21 protein-coding genes are annotated in these 24,884 nt (G+C 34.4%); 10 read left to right on the top strand and 11 right to left on the bottom strand.

Annotated elements, in window-relative coordinates; all coding sequences use genetic code 11:
* Positions 1 to 243: 243 nt before the first annotated feature.
* The 8 genes from L1994_RS05195 (at position 244) to L1994_RS05160 (ending at position 12,676) form a co-directional block, all read left to right on the top strand.
* Positions 244 to 1,488, top strand: coding sequence for a chemotaxis protein CheW (locus tag L1994_RS05195; RefSeq protein ID WP_278100622.1), 1,245 nt, complete (start codon positions 244 to 246; stop codon positions 1,486 to 1,488).
* A 125-nt stretch (positions 1,489 to 1,613) separates the two neighbouring features.
* On the top strand, positions 1,614 to 3,998 hold the full coding sequence (locus L1994_RS05190) for a methyl-accepting chemotaxis protein (RefSeq protein ID WP_278100621.1): 2,385 nt from the start codon (positions 1,614 to 1,616) through the stop codon (positions 3,996 to 3,998).
* Positions 3,999 to 4,007: 9 nt separating this feature from the next.
* Positions 4,008 to 6,479, top strand: coding sequence for a hybrid sensor histidine kinase/response regulator (locus tag L1994_RS05185; protein WP_278100620.1), 2,472 nt, complete (start codon positions 4,008 to 4,010; stop codon positions 6,477 to 6,479).
* 224 nt (positions 6,480 to 6,703) lie between these two features.
* The gene (locus L1994_RS05180; protein ID WP_278100619.1) at positions 6,704 to 8,026 is read left to right on the top strand and encodes a hybrid sensor histidine kinase/response regulator; all 1,323 of its coding nucleotides are present in this window, start codon (positions 6,704 to 6,706) and stop codon (positions 8,024 to 8,026) included.
* A 245-nt stretch (positions 8,027 to 8,271) separates the two neighbouring features.
* The gene (locus tag L1994_RS05175) at positions 8,272 to 9,462 is read left to right on the top strand and encodes a PAS domain S-box protein (RefSeq protein WP_278100618.1); all 1,191 of its coding nucleotides are present in this window, start codon (positions 8,272 to 8,274) and stop codon (positions 9,460 to 9,462) included.
* Between the two features lie 12 nt (positions 9,463 to 9,474).
* Positions 9,475 to 9,999, top strand: a complete 525-nt coding sequence (locus tag L1994_RS05170; RefSeq protein ID WP_278100617.1) for a GNAT family N-acetyltransferase — start codon at positions 9,475 to 9,477, stop codon at positions 9,997 to 9,999.
* 143 nt (positions 10,000 to 10,142) lie between these two features.
* Positions 10,143 to 11,603: a hydantoinase/oxoprolinase family protein gene (locus L1994_RS05165; protein ID WP_278100616.1), complete on the top strand. Its 1,461-nt coding sequence runs from the start codon at positions 10,143 to 10,145 to the stop codon at positions 11,601 to 11,603.
* On the top strand, positions 11,600 to 12,676 hold the full coding sequence (locus L1994_RS05160; RefSeq protein WP_278100615.1) for a histone deacetylase family protein: 1,077 nt from the start codon (positions 11,600 to 11,602) through the stop codon (positions 12,674 to 12,676). The genes L1994_RS05165 and L1994_RS05160 overlap by 4 nt, the downstream gene beginning before the upstream one ends.
* Before the next feature lie 328 nt (positions 12,677 to 13,004).
* On the opposite strand, the gene L1994_RS05155 is transcribed toward L1994_RS05160, so the two are convergent.
* On the bottom strand, positions 13,005 to 13,448 hold the full coding sequence (locus L1994_RS05155; protein WP_278100614.1) for a hypothetical protein: 444 nt from the start codon (positions 13,446 to 13,448) through the stop codon (positions 13,005 to 13,007).
* Between the two features lie 154 nt (positions 13,449 to 13,602).
* Here L1994_RS05155 and L1994_RS05150 point away from each other — a divergent pair, with 154 nt between their 5' ends.
* Positions 13,603 to 14,346 carry a hypothetical protein gene (locus L1994_RS05150; RefSeq protein WP_278100613.1) on the top strand — a complete coding sequence of 248 codons (744 nt, stop codon included), beginning with the start codon at positions 13,603 to 13,605 and terminating at the stop codon, positions 14,344 to 14,346.
* 382 nt (positions 14,347 to 14,728) lie between these two features.
* Here the strand turns inward: L1994_RS05150 and L1994_RS05145 are convergent, their stop codons facing one another.
* The 10 genes from L1994_RS05145 to L1994_RS05100 form a co-directional block, all read right to left on the bottom strand.
* Positions 14,729 to 15,349, bottom strand: coding sequence for a hypothetical protein (locus L1994_RS05145; RefSeq protein WP_278100612.1), 621 nt, complete (start codon positions 15,347 to 15,349; stop codon positions 14,729 to 14,731).
* 147 nt (positions 15,350 to 15,496) lie between these two features.
* Positions 15,497 to 15,712, bottom strand: coding sequence for a hypothetical protein (locus tag L1994_RS05140; RefSeq protein WP_278100611.1), 216 nt, complete (start codon positions 15,710 to 15,712; stop codon positions 15,497 to 15,499).
* Positions 15,713 to 15,769: 57 nt separating this feature from the next.
* Entirely contained in the window at positions 15,770 to 16,024 is a 255-nt protein-coding gene (locus L1994_RS05135; protein ID WP_278100610.1) for a DUF7123 family protein, read from the bottom strand.
* 184 nt (positions 16,025 to 16,208) lie between these two features.
* Positions 16,209 to 18,047, bottom strand: a complete 1,839-nt coding sequence (locus tag L1994_RS05130) for a DHH family phosphoesterase (RefSeq protein WP_278100609.1) — start codon at positions 18,045 to 18,047, stop codon at positions 16,209 to 16,211.
* Positions 18,048 to 18,090: 43 nt separating this feature from the next.
* Positions 18,091 to 19,281, bottom strand: a complete 1,191-nt coding sequence (locus L1994_RS05125; protein ID WP_278100608.1) for a potassium channel family protein — start codon at positions 19,279 to 19,281, stop codon at positions 18,091 to 18,093.
* A 56-nt stretch (positions 19,282 to 19,337) separates the two neighbouring features.
* Positions 19,338 to 20,540 carry a magnesium transporter gene (locus L1994_RS05120; protein WP_278100607.1) on the bottom strand — a complete coding sequence of 401 codons (1,203 nt, stop codon included), beginning with the start codon at positions 20,538 to 20,540 and terminating at the stop codon, positions 19,338 to 19,340.
* Between the two features lie 19 nt (positions 20,541 to 20,559).
* Positions 20,560 to 21,498 (bottom strand): ribonuclease Z, encoded by a 939-nt coding sequence (gene rnz / locus L1994_RS05115; protein WP_278100606.1) that lies wholly within the window; start codon positions 21,496 to 21,498, stop codon positions 20,560 to 20,562.
* A complete protein-coding gene (locus tag L1994_RS05110) occupies positions 21,495 to 22,268 on the bottom strand; it encodes a sugar phosphate isomerase/epimerase family protein (RefSeq protein ID WP_278100605.1) in 774 nt (257 codons plus the stop codon). The genes rnz and L1994_RS05110 overlap by 4 nt, the downstream gene beginning before the upstream one ends.
* Positions 22,265 to 22,813: an AAA family ATPase gene (locus tag L1994_RS05105; protein WP_278100604.1), complete on the bottom strand. Its 549-nt coding sequence runs from the start codon at positions 22,811 to 22,813 to the stop codon at positions 22,265 to 22,267. Before L1994_RS05105 ends, L1994_RS05110 begins: the two co-directional genes overlap by 4 nt.
* Before the next feature lie 193 nt (positions 22,814 to 23,006).
* Positions 23,007 to 23,768, bottom strand: coding sequence for an anaerobic ribonucleoside-triphosphate reductase activating protein (locus L1994_RS05100; RefSeq protein ID WP_278100603.1), 762 nt, complete (start codon positions 23,766 to 23,768; stop codon positions 23,007 to 23,009).
* 239 nt (positions 23,769 to 24,007) lie between these two features.
* On the opposite strand from L1994_RS05100, the gene L1994_RS05095 reads away from it, so the two are divergent.
* Positions 24,008 to 24,661, top strand: a complete 654-nt coding sequence (locus L1994_RS05095) for a type I 3-dehydroquinate dehydratase (protein ID WP_278100602.1) — start codon at positions 24,008 to 24,010, stop codon at positions 24,659 to 24,661.
* Positions 24,662 to 24,884 lie beyond the last annotated feature (223 nt).

Here is a 24,884-nt window from a genome sequence, read left to right as displayed (position 1 = left end):
AAATTGCAGTAATTTTTTTAAAACACTTCTAAAAAAATGAATCATAAAAGTCCATCATAAAAATCTAAGTTGATTTACAGGATAAATTTTAATTTTAAAAGTTATATATGTTGTATTTTTTAATCAGAGAATTTAATGGGATTTTTCTTTTTTTTTACATTCACTAAAATTTATTAAATGAAAAGTCAATAACTCAATTAGAATATGCCTTACTCACAATCTCTAAAAAATCTTAAGCAAATAATGCCGGAAGATTTAACAGATCACGTACTATTGTTCATAGCCGGAGATCTGCTCTGCGCAATTCCTCTTTCAAAGATTACATTTGTTCTAAGAATGCTGGATATAACTCAAAAATCTAAAACTAACGATGAATCCTCATCAAAATCAAATGATGATATTTCAAGAGAGATTGAAGGCTTTTTTTCATATCATGGTGAAGAAATCCCGGTATATTCAATCATTAATTTTTTTGGAGAACAGGTAGCAAAGCCTTCAACAACTGACAACCTGATAATAATTGACAGTGGTTCAAATGAACAATTCAGGCATTCCTCATTATGGGTCAGAAGTATAATCGGAGTATATGGAAGAGAAGATTTACTAACAGAAAAAAATCATAAAAAAAGCGAAGAACACATAAAGTATGATAATAATGGTCTAAAAATATACATAGGAGATTTGGCCACAGGCGTTATACTGTTAATAGAAGAACCCGGGAGATTCATCAGATATGGAAGTATGGGAATGTTTAAAAATCTTTTAAATATGCCTGAATATGAAATGATTAAAAATAGAAATAATATCAAATATATTAAAAATAACCAATCTTCTATGAACTATAAAGAGATAGTTGATTCTGACACTTATAACGACTCTTTGCAGTCAAAAAACAGTAATGAATTAATTATCCCAAAAAAAGAAAATCTCAAACAGAATCTGGCACAGTTCTACACATCGGATGAAAAATCTATAACGCCTAAAGAGATAAAAAAAATCCTGGATAATAGAAGCAAACAGATTGCAAAAAGTCAGACAGAATCATGGGAGGATGAAACAATTGATCTTCTTCGTTTCAGAATAATGTATAAAGAATATGCATTTGAAATGAAATATATTCGGGAAGTTTTAATTTATGACAGATTAACACCTGTTCCTGGTGTTCCGGAATACATATCAGGCATTTACGCTCTAAGAGGCGAAATAATCTCTCTTGTTGATTTAAGGAAATTTTTTTCTCTTCCAAGCACAGGAATTACAGATTTAAATATTGTAATTGTTTTAACAAATGGACAAATCACTTTTGGAATACTCGCAGATTATATTACAGATGTTGGAACAATTCCTGCTAAAAAAATAAAGGAAAGTGATGATATCAGATACAACGCCGATATTAGAAAATACATAAAAGGGATAGTTGATGATTCTTTAATTGTCTTTGATGCAGAAGCTCTTCTTTTATCACATGATATGATTATTGATGATTAAAAATAAAATCTTTTTTTTTATGAAGATTTTAATGTAAAAAGAAAGAATTATTAATCCTATGAATAGATTGGAATAATAATCTATAAAAAATTCAGATTTTTATAATGTAGCGGAGGTCTGGTTAAATGGCTGATTTTTTTTCAAATATGAAAGTAGGAACAAAGATTTTAGTAATCTGTCTGTTTTTATCTATTCTGCCCTCACTTTCAATAGGAATTGTTGCATACTCCAGTTCAAGCGGTGTTATCAACGAGGAAACTGAAACTCTTCTGACAACCCAGGTCAATGATATGAAAGGGTGGACCAATGATGTTTACAAACTGACAATCAATAAAGTAAATAGTGATCTAAACGTTCTAAGACAGAATTTTTATGAAAAAGGAAAACCTGAGATTATTGACGGCAAGATGGTCTTAACTACAGATACAGGTGAAAAATATGTTGCCAATGATAATTTTCAGATAGTAGATCAGGTGCAGGATCTTGTCGGGGGAGCGGCCACAATATTCCAGGTTTTCAATGACAGTTATGCAATACGAATATCAACAAATGTCAAAGATACAGATGGTTCGAGGGCTGTAGGAACACGTCTTACAGAAAATGTTTATGATGTTACTGTAAATAATGGTGAAACATATTATGGCAAAAGAGAGCTTTTTGGCGTCAACTATGTAACAGCCTATGAGCCAATTCGCGACATAAACGGAGATATAATTGGGATTTTATTTGTTGGAACAGAAGAAGGAGAAACCCTGGCAGTTGTTAAAGATAGTATAAAAAATACTGTTGTTGGAACAAACGGTTTTATGTATGTTGTTGACAGTGCCGGAAATGTTTTGGTGCACCCGACAATGGAAGGCCAGAATATCTCTGATCAAATATATTTCCATGATATGCTTGACAACAGGGAAGGAGGCTTTGTTCGTGAGGATGAAGAAAACAATTATTTTGATGCTTATGTCTATTATGAACCTCTTGACTGGTTTATAATTTCAAGAGCAGATTTAAATGATTTTACAGGGCCTATTGAAACTATTCGAAATAGTATTGTTATTGTTTGTGCAATTTTTATCTGCATAGGAGTTTTTATTGCAGTTACCTTTGGACGCTCTATTTCAGAGCCTCTTCAACAGGTTGTCGAGATGATTAAGGACTTAAGAAACGGACATTTATCCACCAGACTTAATACCCGCAGAAAGGATGAAATAGGTGTTATGGCAAGGACAATGGATGAATTTGCCGATGACCTTCAGGTGAATATTGTAGGAAATATCAAAAGCATTGCCAGGGGAGAATATATTAAAGATTTTCCTGTTACTGATGAAAATGATGAAATCCGCCCTGCACTAAAGATGATGATGCAGTCTCTTGATCACCTTCACAAAGAAACAATAAAAATGACAGATGCTGCAAGGGCAGGAGATTTATCTGTAAGAGGCAATGAAAAAGAGTTCAGAGGCGGATATAAGATGATTATTGCGGGTTTTAACAAAACTCTTGAGTCAATAACAGAACCTGTAAATGAAGCGATGCGTCTTGCAAGATATTATGCATCCGGAGATTTCACAGCAAGATTTGATGAAAAAATCCCTGTTGCCGGAGATTTTATTGCATACCGTGATGCCTTAAACACAATTGGTATTGAATTGTCACGTCTCATGAAACTTATATCAGAAGAGATTTATGAAGGTGTATCAGTCCTTTCATCTGCATCAAGTGATATTTTGGAAGTCACAAATCAGCTTTCATCTGCCAGTATGCAGACTGCAACTACTGTTAATTCAACATCAGATACAGTAGAGCTTGTAAGGAAAAAAACGGATCTGGTCAGTTTGAAAACGCAATCTGTTTCAGAAAAGGCAATGAAAGCAATAGAAGTTTCTATTGACGGCCAGAAGTCAGTAAAAGAAATCCTTGACGGAATGAATCAGATTCAAAGACAGATGAATCAGGTGGGACTCAATGTTATCAAACTCTCTGAACAGAGCCAGGCTATAGGTGAGATTATTGCAACGGTTACAGATATCTCTGAGAGATCAAATCTGCTTGCTGTGAACGCATCCATTGAAGCCGCAAAAGCTGGCGAACTTGGAAGAGGTTTTGCAGTTGTTGCTCATGAGATTCATGATCTTGCAGAACAGTCCAAACAGGCTACATCAAAGATAAGAACAATTCTTACTGATATTCAAAGAGGCGTTTCATCAACAGTTGTATCAACAGAGCAGGGCAACAAATCGGTATCTGATGCTGTATCTCTCGCCCGTGAAGCTTCCGAGGCAATCGAGGTTCTTGCAGGATCTATTGCAGATTCATCAAAAGCTTCAATTGAAAGTGCATCTTCAATACAAGAGCAGGTTTCCGGAATGGATCAAATATCTACTGCTATGGTAAATATTCGGGATGCTGCACAGAAAAATCTTGAAATCACACGTCAGGCTGAAAAAACCGCAGAAGACCTTCATGAACTTGGTACAAGACTTAAGAATATTACAGAAAAATTCCGCGTATAGAATAGTTCTATGACTAAAGAAACTGATGATATCTTCCGAAAACAACTGCTTGAGACTTTCAGGGAAGAGGCTTTTGAGTACCTTGAGGATATATCTCAGGGACTCATTGTCCTTGAAAAATCTGATATAAAAAAACATATGGATATTGTTGAAAATATCTATCGAAAGACTCACAGTTTAAAAGGTGCGGCTCGTGCTGTAAATATACCACAGATTGTATCAATATGCCAAAATCTGGAAAATATATTTTCTGCAATGTTAAAAGATGAATTTGAAGCTGATGATAAGGCCTTTGATACTTTTTATCAGTCGATAAAATATGTAAGATCAAAACTGTCAGAAAATGATGATGAAGGTTCTTTTTCAGGGATAATTGTAGAACTGAAGGATTTGTCTGCCAAAAAAAAAGATAAAACTGAAAATTATGATATTTTTACTGGAAAAAACGATGTATCTGATAATATTGAAACAGATAAAATTTATGACAAATCTTTGAAAAATAATTTTTCAGATACAGCCTCTAAAGCCTCAGTCTTTGAAGATAATGAGAAAAATTCCTATAAAAACATTTCAGATAACAAAGACTCTTTCTCTTACCGTACCTTCGACAGGAATATAGATACATATTCTGGAAAAACAAAAAGCCCGGATATAACAGATTCCAAAAAAAGTACTGTTCGTATTGCATCAGAAAAACTGGACAGGCTGATTTTAGGATCAGATGACCTTTTAACAGTAAGACTTTCTTTTACCCAGAGAATTAAAGAACTTGAAAATTTAATCTCCGGATTTGAGAAATGGCACTGGAATGACGGTCAGATATTTGATGAAATGTACAAAATACGTGAATTGTCAAATTCATCTGAATTTTCAGGTCTGCCTCCCTTATTTGAAAAAAGTTTTTTAAATGTAATAAAATTTCTGGATTTTAACAGGGAATTTGTAACTGATCTGGAACATCATTTATCAAGACATATAAGGGCTTCTGAACTTGACAGATCTGAACTTGAAACAACAACATCCGAGATTTCTGATCTAATTCATGATGCTGTTCTATTACCCTTCAATTCAATGATTAAATCATTTCCTGAATATATTCGAGATATTTCAAAGAGTCTTGGAAAAGAAGTAAATTTAAAAGTTGAAGGTGGAAAAATTGAGATTGACAGGCGTATTCTTGAATCATTAAAAGATCCCATGATGCATCTTATAAGAAACAGCATAGATCATGGAATTGAAGACCCACAGGAAAGAATTAAGGCAGGGAAACCCCCATCAGGTGAGATAAAAATAAAAATATACACTCTTTCAGGAAGCAAGGTCGGAATAAAAATATCTGATGATGGAAGGGGTATCCACAGCAATATGATTAAATTAAAAGCTGTTGAAACAGGAATCATAACTGACAAAAAAGCCTCTCAAATTTCTGAGGAAGAAGTAAATGATCTGATTTTCAGATCAGGGCTTACAACAAGTAATATAATTACAGAAATATCCGGAAGAGGAATTGGTCTTGCAATAGTTGCAGATACTATCTCCCATTTAAACGGAGACATTAAATTAAATACATTATTGGGCAAAGGGACAGAATTTACAATTAATCTGCCCTTAAAACTTGCAACTTTCAGAGGTCTTGTTGTTTCAGCATGTGAACAGAAATTTGTTTTTCCCAAACAACATGTTAAAAAAGTAACAAATATTGATGCAGACCTGCTTGACTACAATCTAATCCATCAGACAATAAAATTAGAAGATAATAAGATAGGAGTCATCAGACTCTCTGATGCTCTTGGAATTAAAGATTACAGAGGATCTGTTCAAAAAAGTAAAAAAAGAGTTTCCGTAGTAATTCTTGCGTATGGAGTCGGAGAAATAGGCTTTATTGTTGATGAGGTTATGAAAGTCCAGGAGATTGTTGTAAGAAGTCTTGGTACTCAGCTCCGTCATGTTAAAAAGATTTCAGGTGCTGCTATATTAGGAGACGGTATTCCTGCTCTTGTATTAGATCCCCTTGAATTAATAGAATATGTCTTAAAACATGTTATGGGAGCAGAGAAAGTAAATAAATCTAAAAATTATAATAGCAATCCAAAACATTATGCTAAAATTCTGGTTGTGGAGGATTCTGTAACATCAAGACAATACATCTTAAATATGCTAAAAAAAAGAGGACATAATGTTGAAACTGCCTCTGATGGAACAGAAGCATTTTTAAGATTAAAAGAAAACTGGGATTTTGACCTTGTCGTATCTGATGTGGATATGCCCAGAATGAGCGGCTTTACACTTACCGAGAAAATTAGAAGTGAAAGCCGAATCTCCAAAATTCCCGTTATTCTTATAACGTCACTTAACAGCCCTGAAGATAAAAAACAGGGATTAATCTCCGGTGCAAATGCATACATTACAAAAGATGGCTTTTCTGAAGATAATTTTATAAGCATTGTTAAAAATCTTCTCGAATCAAATTTGAAAAATTAAATTTGATTTTGATCTCTCTCTTTAAAAAATCATGAAATTTTTTGTTAACAATCTTGAAAAAATAAACTCAGAATGAATCAGACCAGAAAAATATTTTGTAAAAAAAAGATATATTTATAAAATATTACTTCTCATCTCTCATTCAGATAATCATTTTATGATACCCCTCTCACCGATTTATATAATCTCTGTCTTTGGGCATTTTAAATAATCTGGAGTAATCTATGACCGACAATAGTTCAAATAAATCTCTGAAAATACTTGTTGTTGAAGACAGCAGGACTCAGGCAAAGTTTCTTCGGTTTATTCTTGAAGAAGAAGGATGCAGGGTGCTTATCACCGACAATGGTTCAGAAGCTTTAATGGAAGTTGGCAGTTTCATGCCAGATGCGATATTGACAGATATAGTAATGCCGGAGATGAATGGCTATGAATTATGCAGTAAAATAAAAACCTCTGAGGAGACAGCACACATACCTGTAATACTTGTAACACAGCTTTTTGATGCAGAGGATTTGATAAAAGGGCTTGAAGCCGGTGCTGACTATTTCATAATCAAACCTTATCAAAAAGAGGATATTCAAAAGTTAATAATTGATATATTACCGGATATTATCAGCAATAACGAAAATAAAACTATAAATCCATTTAATTTCAGCTATCTGGGAAAAAATTACAAGATAAATTCAGGAAAGAATGAGATCTTAAATATCCTTCTCACTACATACAGTGTTGCCGTAAAAAAGAATTCTGAGATAGAAGAAGCTCATGACAGGCTAAATTCATTGAATGAAGAACTTAAAAAAGCATTTTCAGATCAAATTTCTTTAAATGAGAATTTATCGGCTGAAAACAAAGAAAGAAAGCGGGTTGAAAATGCCCTTGCAGAAGCAAATAAAAAACTCCAGCTGATGGCAAGCATTACCCGTCATGATTTATTAAATCAGCTTACAGCTCTTCAGGGGTATCTTGAAATTACAAATATGCTGTGGGACGAAGAGCCCGAAACTGCACGTAAAAATCTTGAAAAAGCTTTTGGCATGATAACAAAAACAAAAAATACAATTGAATTTACAAAAGATTATCAGGAAATTGGCCAGTATTCACCCAAATGGCATTCACTTCACACTCTTGTTGGAAATTCTCTAAATCACATAAATGTCGGGGACATTAGATTTGAAAACGATATCTCACACGATATTGATATTTATGCAGATTCACTAATTGAGAAAGTCTTTTCAAATCTTGTAGATAATGCAGTCAGGTATGGCGATAAAATAACCTATATACGATTCAGATCAGAGAAAAGAGACGGAAATTGTTGTATATATTGTGAGGATGACGGAGTTGGAATTAAGGACAATGACAAAGAAAAAATTTTTTCATATGAATATGGTATGAATACAGGTTTTGGACTTTTCCTATCAAGAGAAATTTTAGGAATTACCGGAATTAAAATAAGTGAAACCGGTAAAAGAGGAGAAGGAGCAAGATTTGAATTACTTGTGCCGGAAAATTCTATTCGAAATTCGGATAATTCTCAATAATCCTTTATCATTTAAAAAACGGAGTTCTCATGGATATTAAATCAATTGTTGAAAAAATGTACCCTGCAACTAAAAAACAATTAATGTTAGTATTTATTACAACAATTATAGCAATTTTTATAAATTTATCAGGGATTTTTCCTGAATTTAAATTTTTGCTATCAGGAATTTTTTTCTTTCCTTTGATAATTTCAGCTAGTTTTTTCCCGCGAAAATGTTATCCTTTTTTGGTATTTCTCTCTTTAATGTACTTTATATCAGTACCTGATTTTGCCCAGGGGACAGATATTTCTAAAAACTTTTTGAAAATTTCAGGAGCATTTTCATTTTTATTTGTCGGATTTTTGGTTTCATACCTGTCCTCAAATCTTAGGCATTCGGAAAACCTGTTAAATGACATCATTGAATCACTTCCTGATGCAACTTTCATAATAGACAAAAGCGGAACAGTTACTGCATGGAACAAAGCCGCTGAGAAGCTTACAAATGTAAAAAAATCAGAGATTATCGGGAAAAATAACTATGAGCACTCTTTGGTAATTTACGGTGATAGAATTCCAATGCTTGTTGATTATATTGTTTCAGAAGAAAAAGGAATTGAAAAGCAGTATCCTGACTATAAAAATGAAGACGGCAGATACTCAGCAGAAGTCAGAATTCCACATTTTAGAGACCAGAGCGGTATATACCTTAATCTTTCTTCTGTGGCTGTAAAAGATGAATCGGGAAAAAAAATTGCCGGCATTGAATCTATGCGTGATATCACTGATATTATAATGACTGAATCTGCTCTAAGCAATACTTCTAAAAAGCTCAATACATTATCAGGTATTATAAGAACTGATCTTTCCAAAAAGCTTGCTGTATTATATGGCACTTTAAGGCTTGGAACTTTAAGATTTAATGATCCGGATGTTATCTCATTTATTGAGGAAGTAAAAAAATCGGCAGACGGAATTGAAAGACAACTTGGAATCTCACGCGGTTTTCGTGCTATCGGTACAAAACCTCCAACATGGATTTCAGTTCAGAATGCAGCAAATGAAGCCGCTGAGAAAGTGGATCTCAAAAAGATTTATTTCAAACCATGGACTGAAAGGCTTGAGGTTTTTGCAGACCCAAATTTTTCAAAAGCACTTTATCATTTAATTGATAACTCTGCAAACCTTGCAGGAGATGTTACAAAAATTATTATCACCTATCAGTTAAGTCCTGATGGATGTACACTTATTTATGAAGATAACGGACCAGGTATTCCTGAAACTGACAAAGAAGAACTTTTAAAGAGAGATTCTGATGAGAGTTATGGAAGAGGTCTTTTCCTGATGCAGGACATAATTTCAATTACAAAAATCTCAATTAAAGAGACAGGTATTCCGGGTAAAGGTGCCAGATTTGAACTTTCAATTCCATCTGAAGGTTATAGAATAATTTAAATGGAGTTTTTTATGAAAGAAAGCAATGCAAGAATGAACCTGACTGATACAGGAAAACCTCAGACATCTGGTAAAAAAGGAATTATCCCTGATATTAGGGAATTAAAAAGTTCTGAATTTATAAAGGCAAATACAATCTGGACTGACTATCATGAAACAACCGGAGATCCAAAAACAGATCGTATTTTTGGAGTTTTTCTTGGCAGTCAGCTAGTATCTGTTGCAAGATGCAGAAAACATCCTGACAAACCATCCATAAGCTACGAGGTTGACGGGGTATTCACTCCCGAGGAGTTTAGAAAAAGAGGCTATGCTCATCTGGCTGTCAGTGCTCTTGTGGAGGCATGCCATAATGATACCCTTTACATGTACTCAGTAAAACATCTTACTGATTTTTATAGTGTTTATGGATTTAAGGAGTTGCCTGAGAAGGATTTACCCGAAGGTGTTCGCAAGAGATACTCGTGGGCGCTTGGAAATATGGAAGGAGCAAATGTTGTACCGATGAAGAGAGAAGCTACACCGTATATTGAATGAGTATGTTGTTATAAAAATAAATATCTGATTTTTATGATAACCGTGTCTGAAACATCTGAAATTCTTATTCAAAAATAACTTCATAAAATTTGTTTTTACAATTATAAGCCGCTTTTTCAGGCCTAATCCGGAGATAACTGATAATGTTTACAGGAATTGATGTTGGGGGAACAAACACTGATATTGCATTTATCAAAAACGATGCAATAGAGACATTAAAGTTGTCTAACAAAACGGGAATTTCATCAGTTCTTTCAAAGACAGGAATAAAAGGCAAACTTGCAATAAGCACATCTCAGCCTTTAAACAAACTTTTTTTAAAACCTGAAAATGATATCTGCACAATTAATATTTCAGGTCCGGGTCTTTTTCACCCGTTTTCAGTTAAAGGTGCAATATCTATCAGAGGAGATATACTAGAAGATATTGATTCTGAAGAGATAAAGACTATTTTAAAAAAATCAAACTCTGATTATCTGGCAGTTTCATGTAAATTTTCTGTCAGAAACCCAGTTCTTGAAAAAAAGGTTTCAGAAATATCAAAAGATTATTTCAAAGAGAGAAATAAAGCTCTGAGCCATCATATAGGAACAATTGGTTATCCCTCAAGAATTGCGGCAACGCGAATGAATGCACAGATAAAAGGTGTTGTTTTGGATATAGGAGATACAATAAATAATCATTTTCCAAACCGTGATTTTTTTTTCATGAAGGGAGACGGCGGCCTTTATTCTCCTGATATGACATATAACAATCCTTCTGTTCTTTATAATTCAAGCAATGCCGCAGTTGTTATAGGTTCAGGCTATCTTTCCAAAATTAAGGATGCACTTGTAATTGATATTGGCGGAACGACAACTGATTTTGTTCCAATGGAAGATGGAATGCCAAAGGAAGGGCCTGTTGAATTTGAAGGAAAAGATACCGGTATCGGCGGAATACGTTCTATATCAATTCCATATGGCGGAGATAGTATTGTAGAAGCAGGGGGTCTTTTACCTTTTAGAGAAGGTCCTGCACGTGCATTTGGAGGCTATTCTTATACACTAACTGATGCCTTAAACGTCTGCGGTCAGGAAATTGGTGATTTTTCTTCATCAAAAAATCTTAACAGGAATTATGCAGATAGGGCAGTTGAGGATTTCTATAAAAGAGTTGAGTATGCCCTATCTGTTTATTCTCCTAAACTCATTATAGCCGCCGGATATTTATCACCAATATTGGGTCCAAAAATCTCTGAAATGTCCAAAATTAAAGTGATTATTCCGGAACATGCAGAATCAGCCAGCGCAGTTGGAGTTGCAGTTTCAAAATTAAGTCTTTCATTGTCCGTACATTATGACAGTGGAAAATCCAGAATGTCTGTAAATGGTTTAGTATTAGACAAATTCAAAAAATATCTTGATGATGATGAATTAATTGAAGACTGCATCTTAAAATTGAGGAAAACTGCAATGGATGCAGGTTCTCCAGAGGATGATTGCGAAAATGTAATTGTGAAGAGTTTTCGCTCATATGACGTTGTAAAAGATAAAAAAATAGAAGGCCGGATTGTTGATTTATGTGTCTCAATTCCGCCGGGAATTTCCTCAGAGGTATCATGAAAACAGGAATTGTCTCTCATTTTAATTATCTGCTTCATGAACAAAATCCTGTTCATTCTGAGAGAAAAGAGAGAATTGCATATACTCTGGATATGTTTGATGAAGAAGAAATATGGATGGAATCAGGCATAAAAAAAATCGATCCTAAAATAGCAAATCAAGAAGATATTTTAGCTGTTCATACAGAAAATTATATTGAAATTCTCAAAGAAGCGGATAAATCCGGCAGAAATTTTGATGTAAATACTTATGCTCCACCCGGATTTTTGGATAAGGCTTTTCTCTCTGCAGGAGGTGCTATATGTGCGGCTGAGTCTGTACTTTCAGGAGATGTGAGAAATTCTTTTGCTCTTGTCCGACCGCCCGGCCATCATGCAGGACGAAATTTTGCAGGAGGTTTTTGCTATATCAATAATGTGGCAGTAATGACACGGTTCGTACAAAAATGCGGGTGCAGGCGTGTTGTAATAATTGACTGGGATGCTCATCACGGAAACGGGACTCAGGATATTTTTTATGATGATCCTGATGTTTTATATATTTCAATTCATCAGGATAACTGTTTTCCGGGAACCGGAAAGATAAAAGAAACAGGAGAAGGTGAGGGTAAAGGTAAAACAATTAATATGCCGGTTCCTCCGGGAAGCAGTGATGATGTATACAGATACCTGATGAAAGAGATTATTATTCCTGCTTCATTGGAATTTAAACCTGATTTTATTGCAGTTTCGGCAGGTCAGGACAACCATTTCACAGATAATCATTCATCACTTGCACTGACTGCAAAAGGATATGCAGATTTAATGGCAGAAACAGTATATCTTTCAGAATTAACATGCAGTGGAAGGGTTACAGGTGTCCTTGAGGGCGGATATAGTGTTGAAGGTGGACTACCCTATGTGAATCTTGCAATAATTGCCGCTTTGGCAGGATTGGATCTGTCAGGAATCAGAGAACCTTCACTATATGAACCTTTATTAAAGGAATCTCTAAATGATATTTCATTCAGGGTCACAGAAAAGATGGCGAAAAAATTAAAAAAAATTCAATCCAAATGGTGGAACTGCTTCTAAAAATTAATTTTTTCAGCATTTATAAGACATATTTCTAAAACAGATTTTTTTGTAATCATTCATATAAAAAAAAATTATTTTCGTATGAACAACCTGATTTCCATATAATACTTTTATAACAGGCGATTGTCATAACAAAATATTTATGAAAGATGAATTTATACAAACTAATCAAATTCCGGAGATTCTATCCAAAATAAACGGTTTAGACAAGGAAAAATCAATCAAAAAAAAAGATAAATTATCAAATATCCAAAAATGAACAGGTATAAAAAGGATTTTAAAAATCCTGATATTAATTTTATTGCAACCAAATAAAATTTTTAATCTATTTTCTGTAATCTAAGACATCATCATAAATCTTATATGACTCGCCATTTTGCAGAGATACAACTACAACAACCCGGTCTTCTCCTTTTGTTCCTTCATCACATACAAATTCAGAGTTTACATCCGGCGATATGTTTTCTTCAACAATTTTTCCTGTTGAAAGATAAACCTTGATATTTAGGTTTTCTGCAAGGTTTTGACCTGCGCCACCGCGTGAGATAACTGTTATTGCACCGGATATTGGATCTTTTGAAGCATCGACACTAAAAATAAGATTCGAGGGCATACTGTCAGTTGCTGTTGGAATCAATGAAAAAACAGTTTGAGAACTCTCCTGTACCTGAGAGGGCTGAGCCACATCTCCAGTTTGTGTTCCAGAATAAGTTTTATCTGTACTTTCTGTGCATCCGGATGAAATTAGTACCAGACCAAATATAGCCAAAGTTAAAAAAAATAAAAATTTTCCCATATGAAATAAAAGTTATCATCTGATATATTATTTATGATAATTTCATTTTTTTATTAATCGTAATCTTATTCCTGAAAATCCATTTACTCACATCTTTTTTATCAGATAATAACTTAATAATTGGAATATGATAAAAATAAACTGGGAAATGAAACTTGCGGTTTTACTTATATGTTTTACAATTTTCATATATTCTGTAAAATATCTTCTTTTGCAAAATGCCGGAGATACAGTTAATTATATATTCAACTCTCTTGGTTTTTTACCAATAAATGTCCTGCTTGTGACAATTGTCCTTAACAAAATGCTGGCCCACCGTGCAAAACGCGAAAAACTTGAGAAATTAAATATGGTTATTGGAGCTTTTTTTACAGAAGTTGGAAGCCATCTTATTACCTGTATCACAAAAGGTGATCCTGATTATAAAAAAATAAGTGATAAACTGATTGTAAAACCTGATTTTGGGGATGAAGATTTCAAAACACTCAAAAATGTTATTATAGAACACAAAGGTTCTCTTGAGATTGATGAAATTGATATTTTTTCATTAAATGAATTTTTGGTTTCAAAGCGTGAATTTATGCTAAGACTTCTTGAAAATCCAATTCTTCTGGAACATGAATCTTTTACAGAATCATTGCGGGCAGTATTTCATCTGGCAGAAGAGTTAAAATGCAGGGGTGATTTCAGCTGTCTTCCAAAGACAGATTTTGCACATTTATCAATAGATGTAAAAAGGGTCTATAAAAGTTTAATTCTTGAATGGGTTGACTATATGAATTACCTGAGTAAGAATTATCCATATCTCTTTTCCCTTGAGATGAGGATGAATCCGTTTGACAAAGACGCATCACCAATAGTCATTCAGTAAAGTATGTAAGTGAAAAATAAATATCAATAAAATATGAGTGAAAAATTCCGAATGTCATTAAGAATTGCCAGTATAATTGAATAATCCAAATATCATAAAAAAATTTTAAAAAATCACTTTTATGCTCAAATACTATATTCAAAATCATATGAATTGAATATAGCGTGTGATTTGAGTTATACACAACTAAATCAAAAAAGTCTCAGAAATTGAAAAAAAGGTCCATTATATCAAACAGATTTTTGAAAATTCAGATAATTCAATTGGTAATTTAAAAATTTTAACAACATTGCTTAAAAATAATAAGACTGTATTGTAAATTAGATGCTTTAAAAACAGAAAAAAAATAAAGTTATATTTAAAATTTCAAATTAACCATAATTTAGCTAAGTGCCTCTTCAAATTCAGAAGCAAGATTGTCCAGAATTTTTTCCATTTCATCTATCCTGACTTTGAAGGATGTAATATCTCCCTGAAGGTCTAATGGGACCATATTCATATTAACACCGGATATTCTGTAATTTGCCGAATACAAATTGTTTCTTGCAGATGCAAGAGCATCATCAGCAGTCCTCAATTCAATTTCCCAGTTATAATATTCATAAAGTGCTGAATAATCATTGGCACTGTTATAATGCTCAAAAACATTTGCAAGATCCATCATAGCCGCTATCATATCAATATATGAACACGACAATGCACGAAGTGAGTAAAGTCTCTCAGATTCTTCCTGTGTAGATGGCTGTTTTGCAGAAAGACTGTCAAATACATTTTTAAAATCTTTTTCTGAGGCCATAAGTTCCGCACGGATATTGCCGGGATTATCTAAATTCCAGTTGATAGAAAAGAGCCTTTCTTCAGCTTTTGTCATCGTCTGTTCCAGTTCTCCAATATCTGCATCAATTCCTGATTTTTTTTCTGTACATCCTGCTGTTCCTAAAACAGATATTAAAGCAAATAAAAGCAACCCTATAAGAAATATCTGCACTGTATGCTTTTTCATCAACTGACTCCGTTAAAATATGAATTTGTAAAAAATTTAATTAAACTGTTGTATATTTTAATCGTTGATTTTACCATATAAATATTTATTATTGCTTTATTCATGACCTGCAATATATATTTCCTGTAAAAAAAGACAAATAAATTTCTAATCTGTTTTTTCAATAATAATCCGAATTTTTTCACCCTGTTTCAAACCATGATTTTTGGGAACATCAATATTAAACCAGAGTCCGTTTGGATTATCAATATTCGTCTCTGCCGCATCCTGGTGAGTACTCTGATTCATTATACAGTCTTTATTTTCATCAATATTTGCAATGAATTCAATATCTGAAATAAATTCTATAACCTTTTTTGACATATCCTACAATTGTCCTGAAAAATATATTTATTTAACGAAATTCACAAAAGAGTTTTTTTAAAGGATTGAACGCGGAGATACTTTCCAAGTAGTACTATTGGAATAACTCCAGCGTGAAATCTCTAATTCTTCACAGACTTCCGCAAGTATTGCAAGATTTGTGCCAACTTCTTTAGGAGAAAGCCCAAGATCCTTTGCAATATACTTTGACTTAAAATAACGCTTACCCTTCTCAAGACCGGATTTTAAGTAGAACAAAATCTTATGCTGAGTAGAGGTGTATTCGTTATTCATTTCATCTTCTACGCTCATATTCCCCTCGATAAATCAAATCTTTATTAGTCAAACCAACATATAAATTTTTCGTGAATAAATCCTTTTTTTTAAATTTCTGGTTAGAAAAAGTGTCTGAAAAGAATCTGGCAAAAGAATTGCTAAAATTCAGCTCATATATATTAATGATTTAGAATAAAGATTTAAATGTCTTATATTCTATTTATTCTGTTGTAAAATTACCTATTTTTTCAACAAGACTCTTAATAACGATATCTCTCATACCTTCTACAAATTTTATAGATCCAACAACAAGATGTCCGCCGCCATTGACACCGCCACCTTCAATCTCATCTCTTAATTCACGTACCATCTGAGGAATATTCATTAAAACACCTCTGGAACGAATAACTGCAAAATCTGGACCTATACCTAATGTAACAACCGGTTTTCCTTCATTTTTTCTACACAGAAGATCGTGTATTTCGCCGGAAGTTTTACCGGGCGGAGGAAATGTAAAACGATGTGCAAATATTTCAACATCGATTGTGAACAGATGTGAGCCGTTTTTCAAGACGCTGTCTTTCACATGTGGAAGAGAAGTCTTCAACTGCTCATCAATTGCAGAATTTGCTTCCTGAACCAATAGATTCACAAGGTTTTTGTGTCTGTCCGGATTATTATTGACATTTAAAATATCTTTTACAATCTCTTTTCCATCATTAAACCTTAACCAGAACTGTTCATAGTCTAATGCAAGAGCGATATCCTTGCAGTCATCTTCAGAGTATTTATCAGAGATTAGTGACAGGTACTTCTCTCTTTCAGGGGCTTCACTTCTGTCCCCAACTGCTGCCACTGCAGGGAAATGTTTAATCTCATCTTCAATATCCGGATAAATCATCCTTGCAAGTTCAGCACCAAGCATTCCGGCTGTTACTCCAAAATCTCCATCAACATGGTAAGGGTTGACATGTGCCTCAAGATATTTGTCAATTGACTCATCAGGGTGATGGTGATCTACGACAACAATGGGCAGATCATAAACTTTTGCAACCTTATAAGATGGTTCATCTTCTTCCGTTGAGCCATTATCCATCATAAGAATAAGAGGCATCTTCTGACCAAAACGGACGTTATCTCTTAATGCAAAATCCAAATCTCTTGTAACATCCTCTATCTCATAGAAAGGCGCTTTTGAAGGTGCACGTTTAAACAGATGGTTTTCAGTATCCTGATCTCCTCCTTCAGCACGAATAAGTCCTATTATTGCCTTTTCAACTGAAACTGCGGCAACAATTCCATCTGCATCTGCATGATGTCTTAAGATTACAGGCTGATTTGTAAAAATTGCTTTTCTTAATATCTGGGCAACCTTTTGCATTTCAGGCTTAAGCTTTTGAAGGACTTCACTTTCAATTAAAAAAGGAATATCTTTTGGTCTGGCTCTTTCTTCGGTTGCTTTTACAATACGTTCTTTCACCTGCTCCTTTTCTTCATCGGTAAGAGCCTCCATATAACTTACTTCAATCTGAAGCTGACCGTTTCTCATCATCACTTCACCTGATAATGAGACCATATCTCCAAGCTCTACTTCAGGATATGCACGTTTTCCGGCTTCTATGAATGCAGCTGCATTTTCCGAGCCGGTTTCATCAACCAGAGTAAATATTGTAGGTCCGGAAGTTTGTTTTATCTGAGCAACCTCGGCCTGAAGATTTACATTTCTTCCAACTTTGTTTTTAAGATCAGAAAGACGAATTGAAATTTTCTGGCATTGAACTGTTTTAATTTCATAGCCTTCTTTTAAAGCAACTTCTTCAAGGTCAATATTCCCGTTATCCCGAATATTATTGACATGTACATAGAGAGTTTCTCCTTCCTTGTGATCCGATTTTACATTGCTTATATGAATCAGGCCTTTTACATGATTGTTAAGATAAACAAATGTTCCAAATTTGGCAAAACCCTGAACTTTTACCTCATATGTATTTCCAACAACAATATCATCTAGTTCACAGCCTGAACCCAGACGATACACTATATTTTTTGAGTTATCCATTAAGATGCTCCTTTTTTAATCAAATTTTATGTTTTGGTTTTTTTTATGTTTCGATTTTTCCGGAGAGATTATGTAGTCTGCACTCTCCATCGCGTCTGCCTTTGGCAATTATCACATCATCGGCATGAATAATATCATTTTTACCAGGCTGGTATTTCCAGCGGTTTTTACTGTTTATTGCAAGAACGACCATGCCTGTTACAGTCTCAAGAGATGCTTCTTTTAGAGTCTTGCCCTGAAGAGAGGAATCTTTGCCAACAGAAACCTTTGTAATGATTTCGTCAGATTCACGGACAATTTTTCTAAATACCGGCGGAATTTCGATATCTCTTCTGATGACATCAACAATTGAAGATGCAGCATTACTGATATTTTCTGCAAAAGAAGACATGTATAAAAGCCCTCTTAAATATTCCACATTTGAAATTCTTTTTGCGGCTTCAAGTATCCAGAGATCAAGCTTGTATCTCATGTCATCCATTTGGGAATCAAGTGCTACAACCTCATCAGCAACCTCTCTGCTGTCAAAAAGAAGAGAACTATACGCAAGCCCTACTGCAAGCTCACTTTGATCTTTCATTTCAATTATCAAAGAAACTGCTCTGTCCAGGTCAGATACTATTGCATCTTCTGATTCTTCTTCAACCTTTCTGGGGGTAATTCCTGCTTTTTCATAAAAAAGAGGTAAACCGCCCTCAAGACCTTTTGCAATAAGGATATCTCCGTCAAGAATTCTCGTATCTCTTCCAGGATCATATATCCAGGAAACTCCTCTCCGGATAGCAATTACCCTCATGCCGGTTGTACTCTGGAGTTTTTCTTCACCCAGTGTTTTACCGTCAATCTGACTGTTTTCCTGAACTTTAACTCTGATAGTCACTTCCTCTGCTTCAGGAAGTGCCTGCCTTAGTTTTGCAGGGAATTTTACATTTTTAAGAATAATTGTCGCAATCTCTGAAGCAGAATTTGAAATTTTTTCAGTAGCTTCTGCTACCTGCAACATTCCACTCATGGACTCTGCTTCATCCACTCTTCTTGCACCAAGAATACTCTGAATTCTCGCCTGATATACAAGCTGATTCATACTCTCTTCAAGGTTCAAAACTTCATGTGCAATATCCTTATTCTCAAAAAGGATTGCAGAATAGGCCAGATCAACCATCAATTCAGCGATGTCTTTCATTTCAATTAAAACATCTTTGAAACTGACTGGCTGATATTCTAATTCTGTCATATGTTTATAGTCTAGTATTTATTGTTCTGCTAAATAGATATTTGTAAGTATTGCGGTTATATGAAAAGAATAATTATTGACACAAGAACTGATGCACCGATAAGGTCAATAAAACTTGTTATGACAGGAATTCCAAAATTATCCGGATCAAATCCTTTCATAAAAGATAAACCTGCTGTAATATAGCCAACAAAATTTACAAATGTGATTACAATAATTCCGGAAACAACGCTTATTATAAGCATTGTAGCAACTCCCGGTGACTCAGAACCTGTCAGCAATGCAAAGTAATCTGAAATTACTGCCAAAAACGGCATTAATGCGCAGACATAAAGATATGTCATCAAAAAATGCCATAAAACCTCTTTTTGAGGAATTAATTTTGGCTGTATTTCTCCCATATGAATACCTGTTGCAAGCCTTGAACATAAAATTCCGCCAATTGATCCACATCCTCCCGTAAACGGCGTAATTAAAATTAAAAGTGCAGGAAAAGCAATCAGTTTTTCAAGATTTTCCGCATAAATGATTCCTGCAAAAATACAGATTACTGAGAGTGGCACCAGTAACGTAAGCATCTCTTTTGATATTGATTTTATTTCTTCTCCGGAGAAAAATGCAAGGATTATACTTATTATAAAAAAAATCAGGACAGGAATCATGAAGATATTTCTAACATCTGCAGGAAAACCAAGAATGAATAATGCTGTCAATACCAAAACCGGAATTGTAACAAGATCAGCGGCTGTTGTAACAGAAGGCGATCCAACCATATCCAAATCAATGCCTTTTTTATAGCTCAAAAGAATGATAAGAATAGCAAAACCCATTACAATAAGGCTTGAAACTACTCCGGATAAAACGGAGATAATTACATAGTCTGTAGCGGAAATATCTGTAAATCCAAAGGAATATGAAATAATATATGCAAAAAAACCAAGAATGAACGCTGTCAGTATAGAAATTGCCAGCGAAACTCTTGAATTTGAGCCTAAAACACTTCTTTTTGAAAAATTTATTTCAAATTCACCAAGATGCATCGATGAAGAAAGCCTGGATGCTAAAACGCCTGATATACTTCCACGCATGTTTATTGATGGCGGAACAAGAATTAATAAACCCGGCAGGAATGCTAAAATTTCAGAAACAGATCCAAGATATGTTCCGGCAACCAGTGCCGCAATTGCACTGGCAAAAAGAGCCAGTAAACCTATTAAAAACAGGTGAAGCTGATATTCGTCTACTACCGGAAACTTCATCACCATCACCCATAATTAATCATCCCCTGAAAGGTATCTCGATCATATCGAGATCTTCCGGTGCAATTATCTCACTCCTATACTGTTTCCCTGCATCGCGTATATGGTTTGTCATATTTGTATATCTTGAACTGATGTGTACAAGAGCAAGACGCTGAGCATTTATCTTAAAGGCTATTTCACCGGCTTCCCCTGCTGTTGAGTGAAAAACTTCTATTGCCCGTTCTTTCTCCGAATCATCATATGTAGAATCATGGATTAAAAGATCTGCACCTTCTCCGTATTTTATCCAATCATCACAATCAGGGCGCGTGTCTCCGGTATAAACAATTTTTCTTCCAGGACGCGGGGGACCCATTACATCTGAAGGATGGATGGCTATCTCCTTTCCATCTCTTTCTATCTTAATTGAATCTCCACGCTGAAGTTTTCCAAATAAGGGGCCGGGTCTTATACCAAGTGATATTGCCTGTTCGCGATCAAAGCGGCCGGGCCTCTCATCCTCAGCTAAAATATAACCCAGGCAGGGCATTGCATGTTTTGAAGAAAAAGCACGAACTGTATAACCATCAAAGGGAATTACTGAGTTCTCGCGTATTTCGTTTGGAATAATTTTAAATCCAAGCTTGGTTTTAGATATTCCTTCAAGATTTTCAGTAAATTCGTCTATCCATTTTGGTCCGTAAAGCATAAGCGGTTCTTTTCTCCCCATAAATGACATTGTCTGAACAAGTCCGGGAAGACCAAGGTAATGATCGGCATGCCAGTGAGTGATAAAAACAGCATCTACTGTAAATCCTGTTCTTGCCCTCATCATCTGCTGTTGTGAGCCTTCACCGCAGTCGAATAAAATTGTATCAGAGCCTCGTCTAATTAAAAAGCAGGATGGATTTTTATTTGGTGTAGGAAGGGCACCCGCAGTTCCCAAAAAATATACCTGAAGTGTTTCTCCGCTCATGAAAAGCACCTTTTTATTACCTGATTACTGATTTTTGCCTCTTCTATACTTCTTCCTTCAACAACACATATCCCTGAATAATTTTTTTTAATTATATCTCCCGCTTTTTCCCAGTTTATATTTCCTCCGCCAAGCGGGCTATGTTCGTCTTTTTTTCCATAATTATCATGTATATGAATATGTTTTGCGAAATTTATCTTTTTAAGAAATAAATCACTTTTTCCAACAGTATTTGCATGACCAAGATCAATTGTAACACCAAATCCTTCTACATTATCAACCATTCCAAAAATCTCATCAGGATCTTTGCACAAAAAATCAGGTATATCAGGCATATTTTCAAGGCATGCAACCACACCTGAATCTTCAGCTATTTTTCCAATCTCTTTTAAGGCATCTTTATGGAGTGACCAAACCTTTTCAGGAACAAGTTTTGCAGAAGGAGAAAGATAACCAGGATGAATTGTAACGCGGTCGGTTATATCAGCCGCAAGTGAGACACATTCACTAAGCTGTCGTACAGACTCTTTATATATCGGATAATTAAGCGATCCAAGATTTAAATCAGCAAAAGGAGCATGAACGCTGGCTTTAAGAGAAGTTGTTTCAAGAACTTCTTTTATTTTTGAATATAGCAACGGATTGTCAAGACGGTAATTCCCATCGGCTGATATTTCCCATCCGGAATAACCTGCCCCTTCAATCTCATAGACCCACTCAATAGATGACCAGACCTTTGATGAAGATGCAAAATAAAAATCAAGAGTCATTTTTTAATCCTTATTTCCTCAAGCAGTTTTTTTGCTTTTTCTTCGAATTCTTCAATTGTTCCTTCATTTTCAATAATATAATCAGCCATCTCCACGGCTGTTAAAAGACCCCATCCGGCTTCTCTTTCATCGCGCTTGTGTAAAGCGTTTTCATCAGCCTGATCATCACTTCTGTTTCTGTCAGAGATACGTTTCAAACGAGTTTCAAATGATGATTCTACTGCAATAAGACTGAAGTTTTTAAAATGTTTTGTGAATGTTGTAACTTCAGCATCACCTCTTATTCCGTCAACCAAAACAATTTTTGAATTATTTTGTTCAATCAATGGAATTGTAAGCTGTGCGAGTGCATCCATCCCCATCCCCTGCCTTAAACAGCGTGACATTTCACCCATGTTTTTGTCATTTAATGCCAGACCTGCATCAACCACAGCCTTTCTTATGACATCTCCCATAACCACTACAGGAATATTCAATTTTTTTGCAATGTTTGAAAATTCTCCCTTTCCGCTTGCAGGAAGACCAACGACACCTATTATCTGCATTTTATTTCTCCATGAAAGTTACATTTCCGGATTCTTCTGTCTATTTTTTAGTTTAATTTTGAAATTTCACATAAAATGTTTATGAAATAAATATCCAACTGACATTTATCATGAAAACCAGATTCTGATCTTCACAGCGAATGAAGATGAAATATTAGTTTCATAAACATCCTTTCAATAATAAACATCCTTTTCAATAATTTCTTCTTGCCTGACTGATATCTGTTAAAACAATTGAATCAGCTATAATTATCTGATTATTTTCATATGTTACTTCCCCGTCTTCACGTGTTCTGATTCTGACTTTTCTGTGAATTTTATCTGCAATTTTCTTAAGATCATCAAATTTTAAAGGTATAATACTATTTTCAACACCCTGCTGAAGAATTAAATCTAAACCTTCTGTTTCTTTAGAGATATAAAAAACGTCATCCTCTCTTCCTGGAAACAGAGTACAGACAACCTGAAACTCATTTAATTTTCCTGAAAAATGTGCTTTTTTACAGATTTCCAGGGATTTTTTTATATTTTCTATAGTTTCCGGTCTGACTTTTAAAAGCTTTGGATAATGTTCCCATCTTGTTTTAATATCCAGATGTACTAAATCCAAAAGACCCTGATTTATCAGGCTTTCAAGAGTATCGGGAAATGCGCCATTTGTCTGAACACCTGTTAAAAGACCTGTTTCTTTGCATTTTTTAGCCATTTCAATAAGAGCATCCTTTTGCATGGTAGGCTCACCTCCTGAAAATATAACTCCTGATATTACCATCCTGGACTCCTTTATCATTTCAAGAATTTCATCAGTATCTCTAAAATCCTGGCCGGACTGGAGTATTAGATTATGACAGTAATGACATCTCACAGGACATCCACGCAAAAAAACCGTACAGACTGCCTTACCGCGCCAGTCAACAGTACTTAATGGAACAAAACCTCCAAAATTAACCTTCAAAAAATCACCGGATGTTATTTATTTGTATTATTCAGACTTGAAGGTTTACAATATGATATATGGAAATGCTAATTCTTTTGTTAAGGGTTTTGATTCACATAAAAAATGCATAAATTGCTCAAATAACATTTAATCTGATTGATCTCCAACAACCGTGACTTTGAAATTTCATTTTATATCTCATGTTTTTTATTGATTAGTGGAAAACAATTTAGAGAAATATGACAAATTAAGTTATTGTGAAAATTTTGAAAACCGCCCTTTCTTTATCAACACCAGATGAATGGAAAGATGCTTTATTGTATAATGCTGATTTTAGGGAAATCAGAATCGATATGATAAAATCCCCTCCTTTAGAGGATGAACTTTTAAATCTGTGCAAAAAAAATGATGATGATATTTTATCAATTGCAACAATACGGAGTGAAAAGGAAGGGGGATGTTTCTTAAAAAATCGTGAAGACTGGAGAGAAAAAATTGATCCCTGGTTAAATTATGTTGATTATGTTGATATTGAAAGAGATTTTTCAGGATATGCACCGGAAATAAGAAAAGGAAAAACCAAAGTTATCTCATCTGTTCATCTTAATTATATGCCAGGATATGATGAACTAAAGCAGATTGAAAAAGAGCTTAGGCAATATGGGGATATTCCTAAAATTGTTGTAACACCTGAAAACGAAATTGACATAGCTTCTTTTATAGAATTTACAGTAAAAGCAGAAAAACCCGTTATAACAAGTGTAATGGGAGAAAAGTTTAAAAGAGCAAGAATTCCTCTTTTGATTCTGGGCTCTATGTTAATATATTGCCATTGTGGAACACAGGCATCAAAAGGGCAGTACCATATCCGCGATGTTAAAACTATCATAAATATACTTGAACAAAAATGAAAAATGATTTCCCATGAAAATCACTTTGTGATTTACATGAAACTGTTGCATGAAACCTTGGTTTCATGAACGTTTTATGAACATTTTTTTAAATATTCTCAGATATTCTCATTATCTTAGAATTTGATTTGTTTCCTATAAAATTTGCAAACAAAATTGTATTCCTGAGATAGTCTTTCTCAATTCCAATGACATTTTTCATTGAATACAGATTATAATTTTT

The sequence above is a fragment of the Methanomicrobium antiquum genome, from assembly GCF_029633915.1.
GTDB classification, from domain to species: domain Archaea; phylum Halobacteriota; class Methanomicrobia; order Methanomicrobiales; family Methanomicrobiaceae; genus Methanomicrobium; species Methanomicrobium antiquum.
The sequence above is the reverse complement of the archived record's forward strand: the minus strand, read 5'-3'. Positions and strand labels throughout refer to the sequence as shown.

Excerpts from the sequence above, each read along its gene's own strand:
- L1994_RS05140 (WP_278100611.1), bottom strand. The coding sequence starts at position 15,712 with ATGTCAAAAAAGGTTATAGAATTTATTTCAGATATTGAATTCATTGCA.
- L1994_RS05195 (WP_278100622.1), top strand. The coding sequence starts at position 244 with ATGCCGGAAGATTTAACAGATCACGTACTATTGTTCATAGCCGGAGAT.
- L1994_RS05160 (WP_278100615.1), top strand. The coding sequence starts at position 11,600 with ATGAAAACAGGAATTGTCTCTCATTTTAATTATCTGCTTCATGAACAA.
- L1994_RS05180 (WP_278100619.1), top strand. The coding sequence starts at position 6,704 with ATGACCGACAATAGTTCAAATAAATCTCTGAAAATACTTGTTGTTGAA.
- L1994_RS05185 (WP_278100620.1), top strand. The coding sequence starts at position 4,008 with ATGACTAAAGAAACTGATGATATCTTCCGAAAACAACTGCTTGAGACT.
- L1994_RS05190 (WP_278100621.1), top strand. The coding sequence starts at position 1,614 with ATGGCTGATTTTTTTTCAAATATGAAAGTAGGAACAAAGATTTTAGTA.
- L1994_RS05150 (WP_278100613.1), top strand. The coding sequence starts at position 13,603 with ATGATAAAAATAAACTGGGAAATGAAACTTGCGGTTTTACTTATATGT.
- L1994_RS05165 (WP_278100616.1), top strand. The coding sequence starts at position 10,143 with ATGTTTACAGGAATTGATGTTGGGGGAACAAACACTGATATTGCATTT.
- L1994_RS05105 (WP_278100604.1), bottom strand. The coding sequence starts at position 22,813 with ATGCAGATAATAGGTGTCGTTGGTCTTCCTGCAAGCGGAAAGGGAGAA.
- L1994_RS05120 (WP_278100607.1), bottom strand. The coding sequence starts at position 20,540 with ATGAAGTTTCCGGTAGTAGACGAATATCAGCTTCACCTGTTTTTAATA.
- L1994_RS05125 (WP_278100608.1), bottom strand. The coding sequence starts at position 19,281 with ATGACAGAATTAGAATATCAGCCAGTCAGTTTCAAAGATGTTTTAATT.
- L1994_RS05110 (WP_278100605.1), bottom strand. The coding sequence starts at position 22,268 with ATGACTCTTGATTTTTATTTTGCATCTTCATCAAAGGTCTGGTCATCT.
- L1994_RS05145 (WP_278100612.1), bottom strand. The coding sequence starts at position 15,349 with ATGAAAAAGCATACAGTGCAGATATTTCTTATAGGGTTGCTTTTATTT.
- L1994_RS05130 (WP_278100609.1), bottom strand. The coding sequence starts at position 18,047 with ATGGATAACTCAAAAAATATAGTGTATCGTCTGGGTTCAGGCTGTGAA.
- L1994_RS05170 (WP_278100617.1), top strand. The coding sequence starts at position 9,475 with ATGAAAGAAAGCAATGCAAGAATGAACCTGACTGATACAGGAAAACCT.
- L1994_RS05135 (WP_278100610.1), bottom strand. The coding sequence starts at position 16,024 with ATGAGCGTAGAAGATGAAATGAATAACGAATACACCTCTACTCAGCAT.
- L1994_RS05175 (WP_278100618.1), top strand. The coding sequence starts at position 8,272 with ATGTACTTTATATCAGTACCTGATTTTGCCCAGGGGACAGATATTTCT.
- rnz (WP_278100606.1), bottom strand. The coding sequence starts at position 21,498 with ATGAGCGGAGAAACACTTCAGGTATATTTTTTGGGAACTGCGGGTGCC.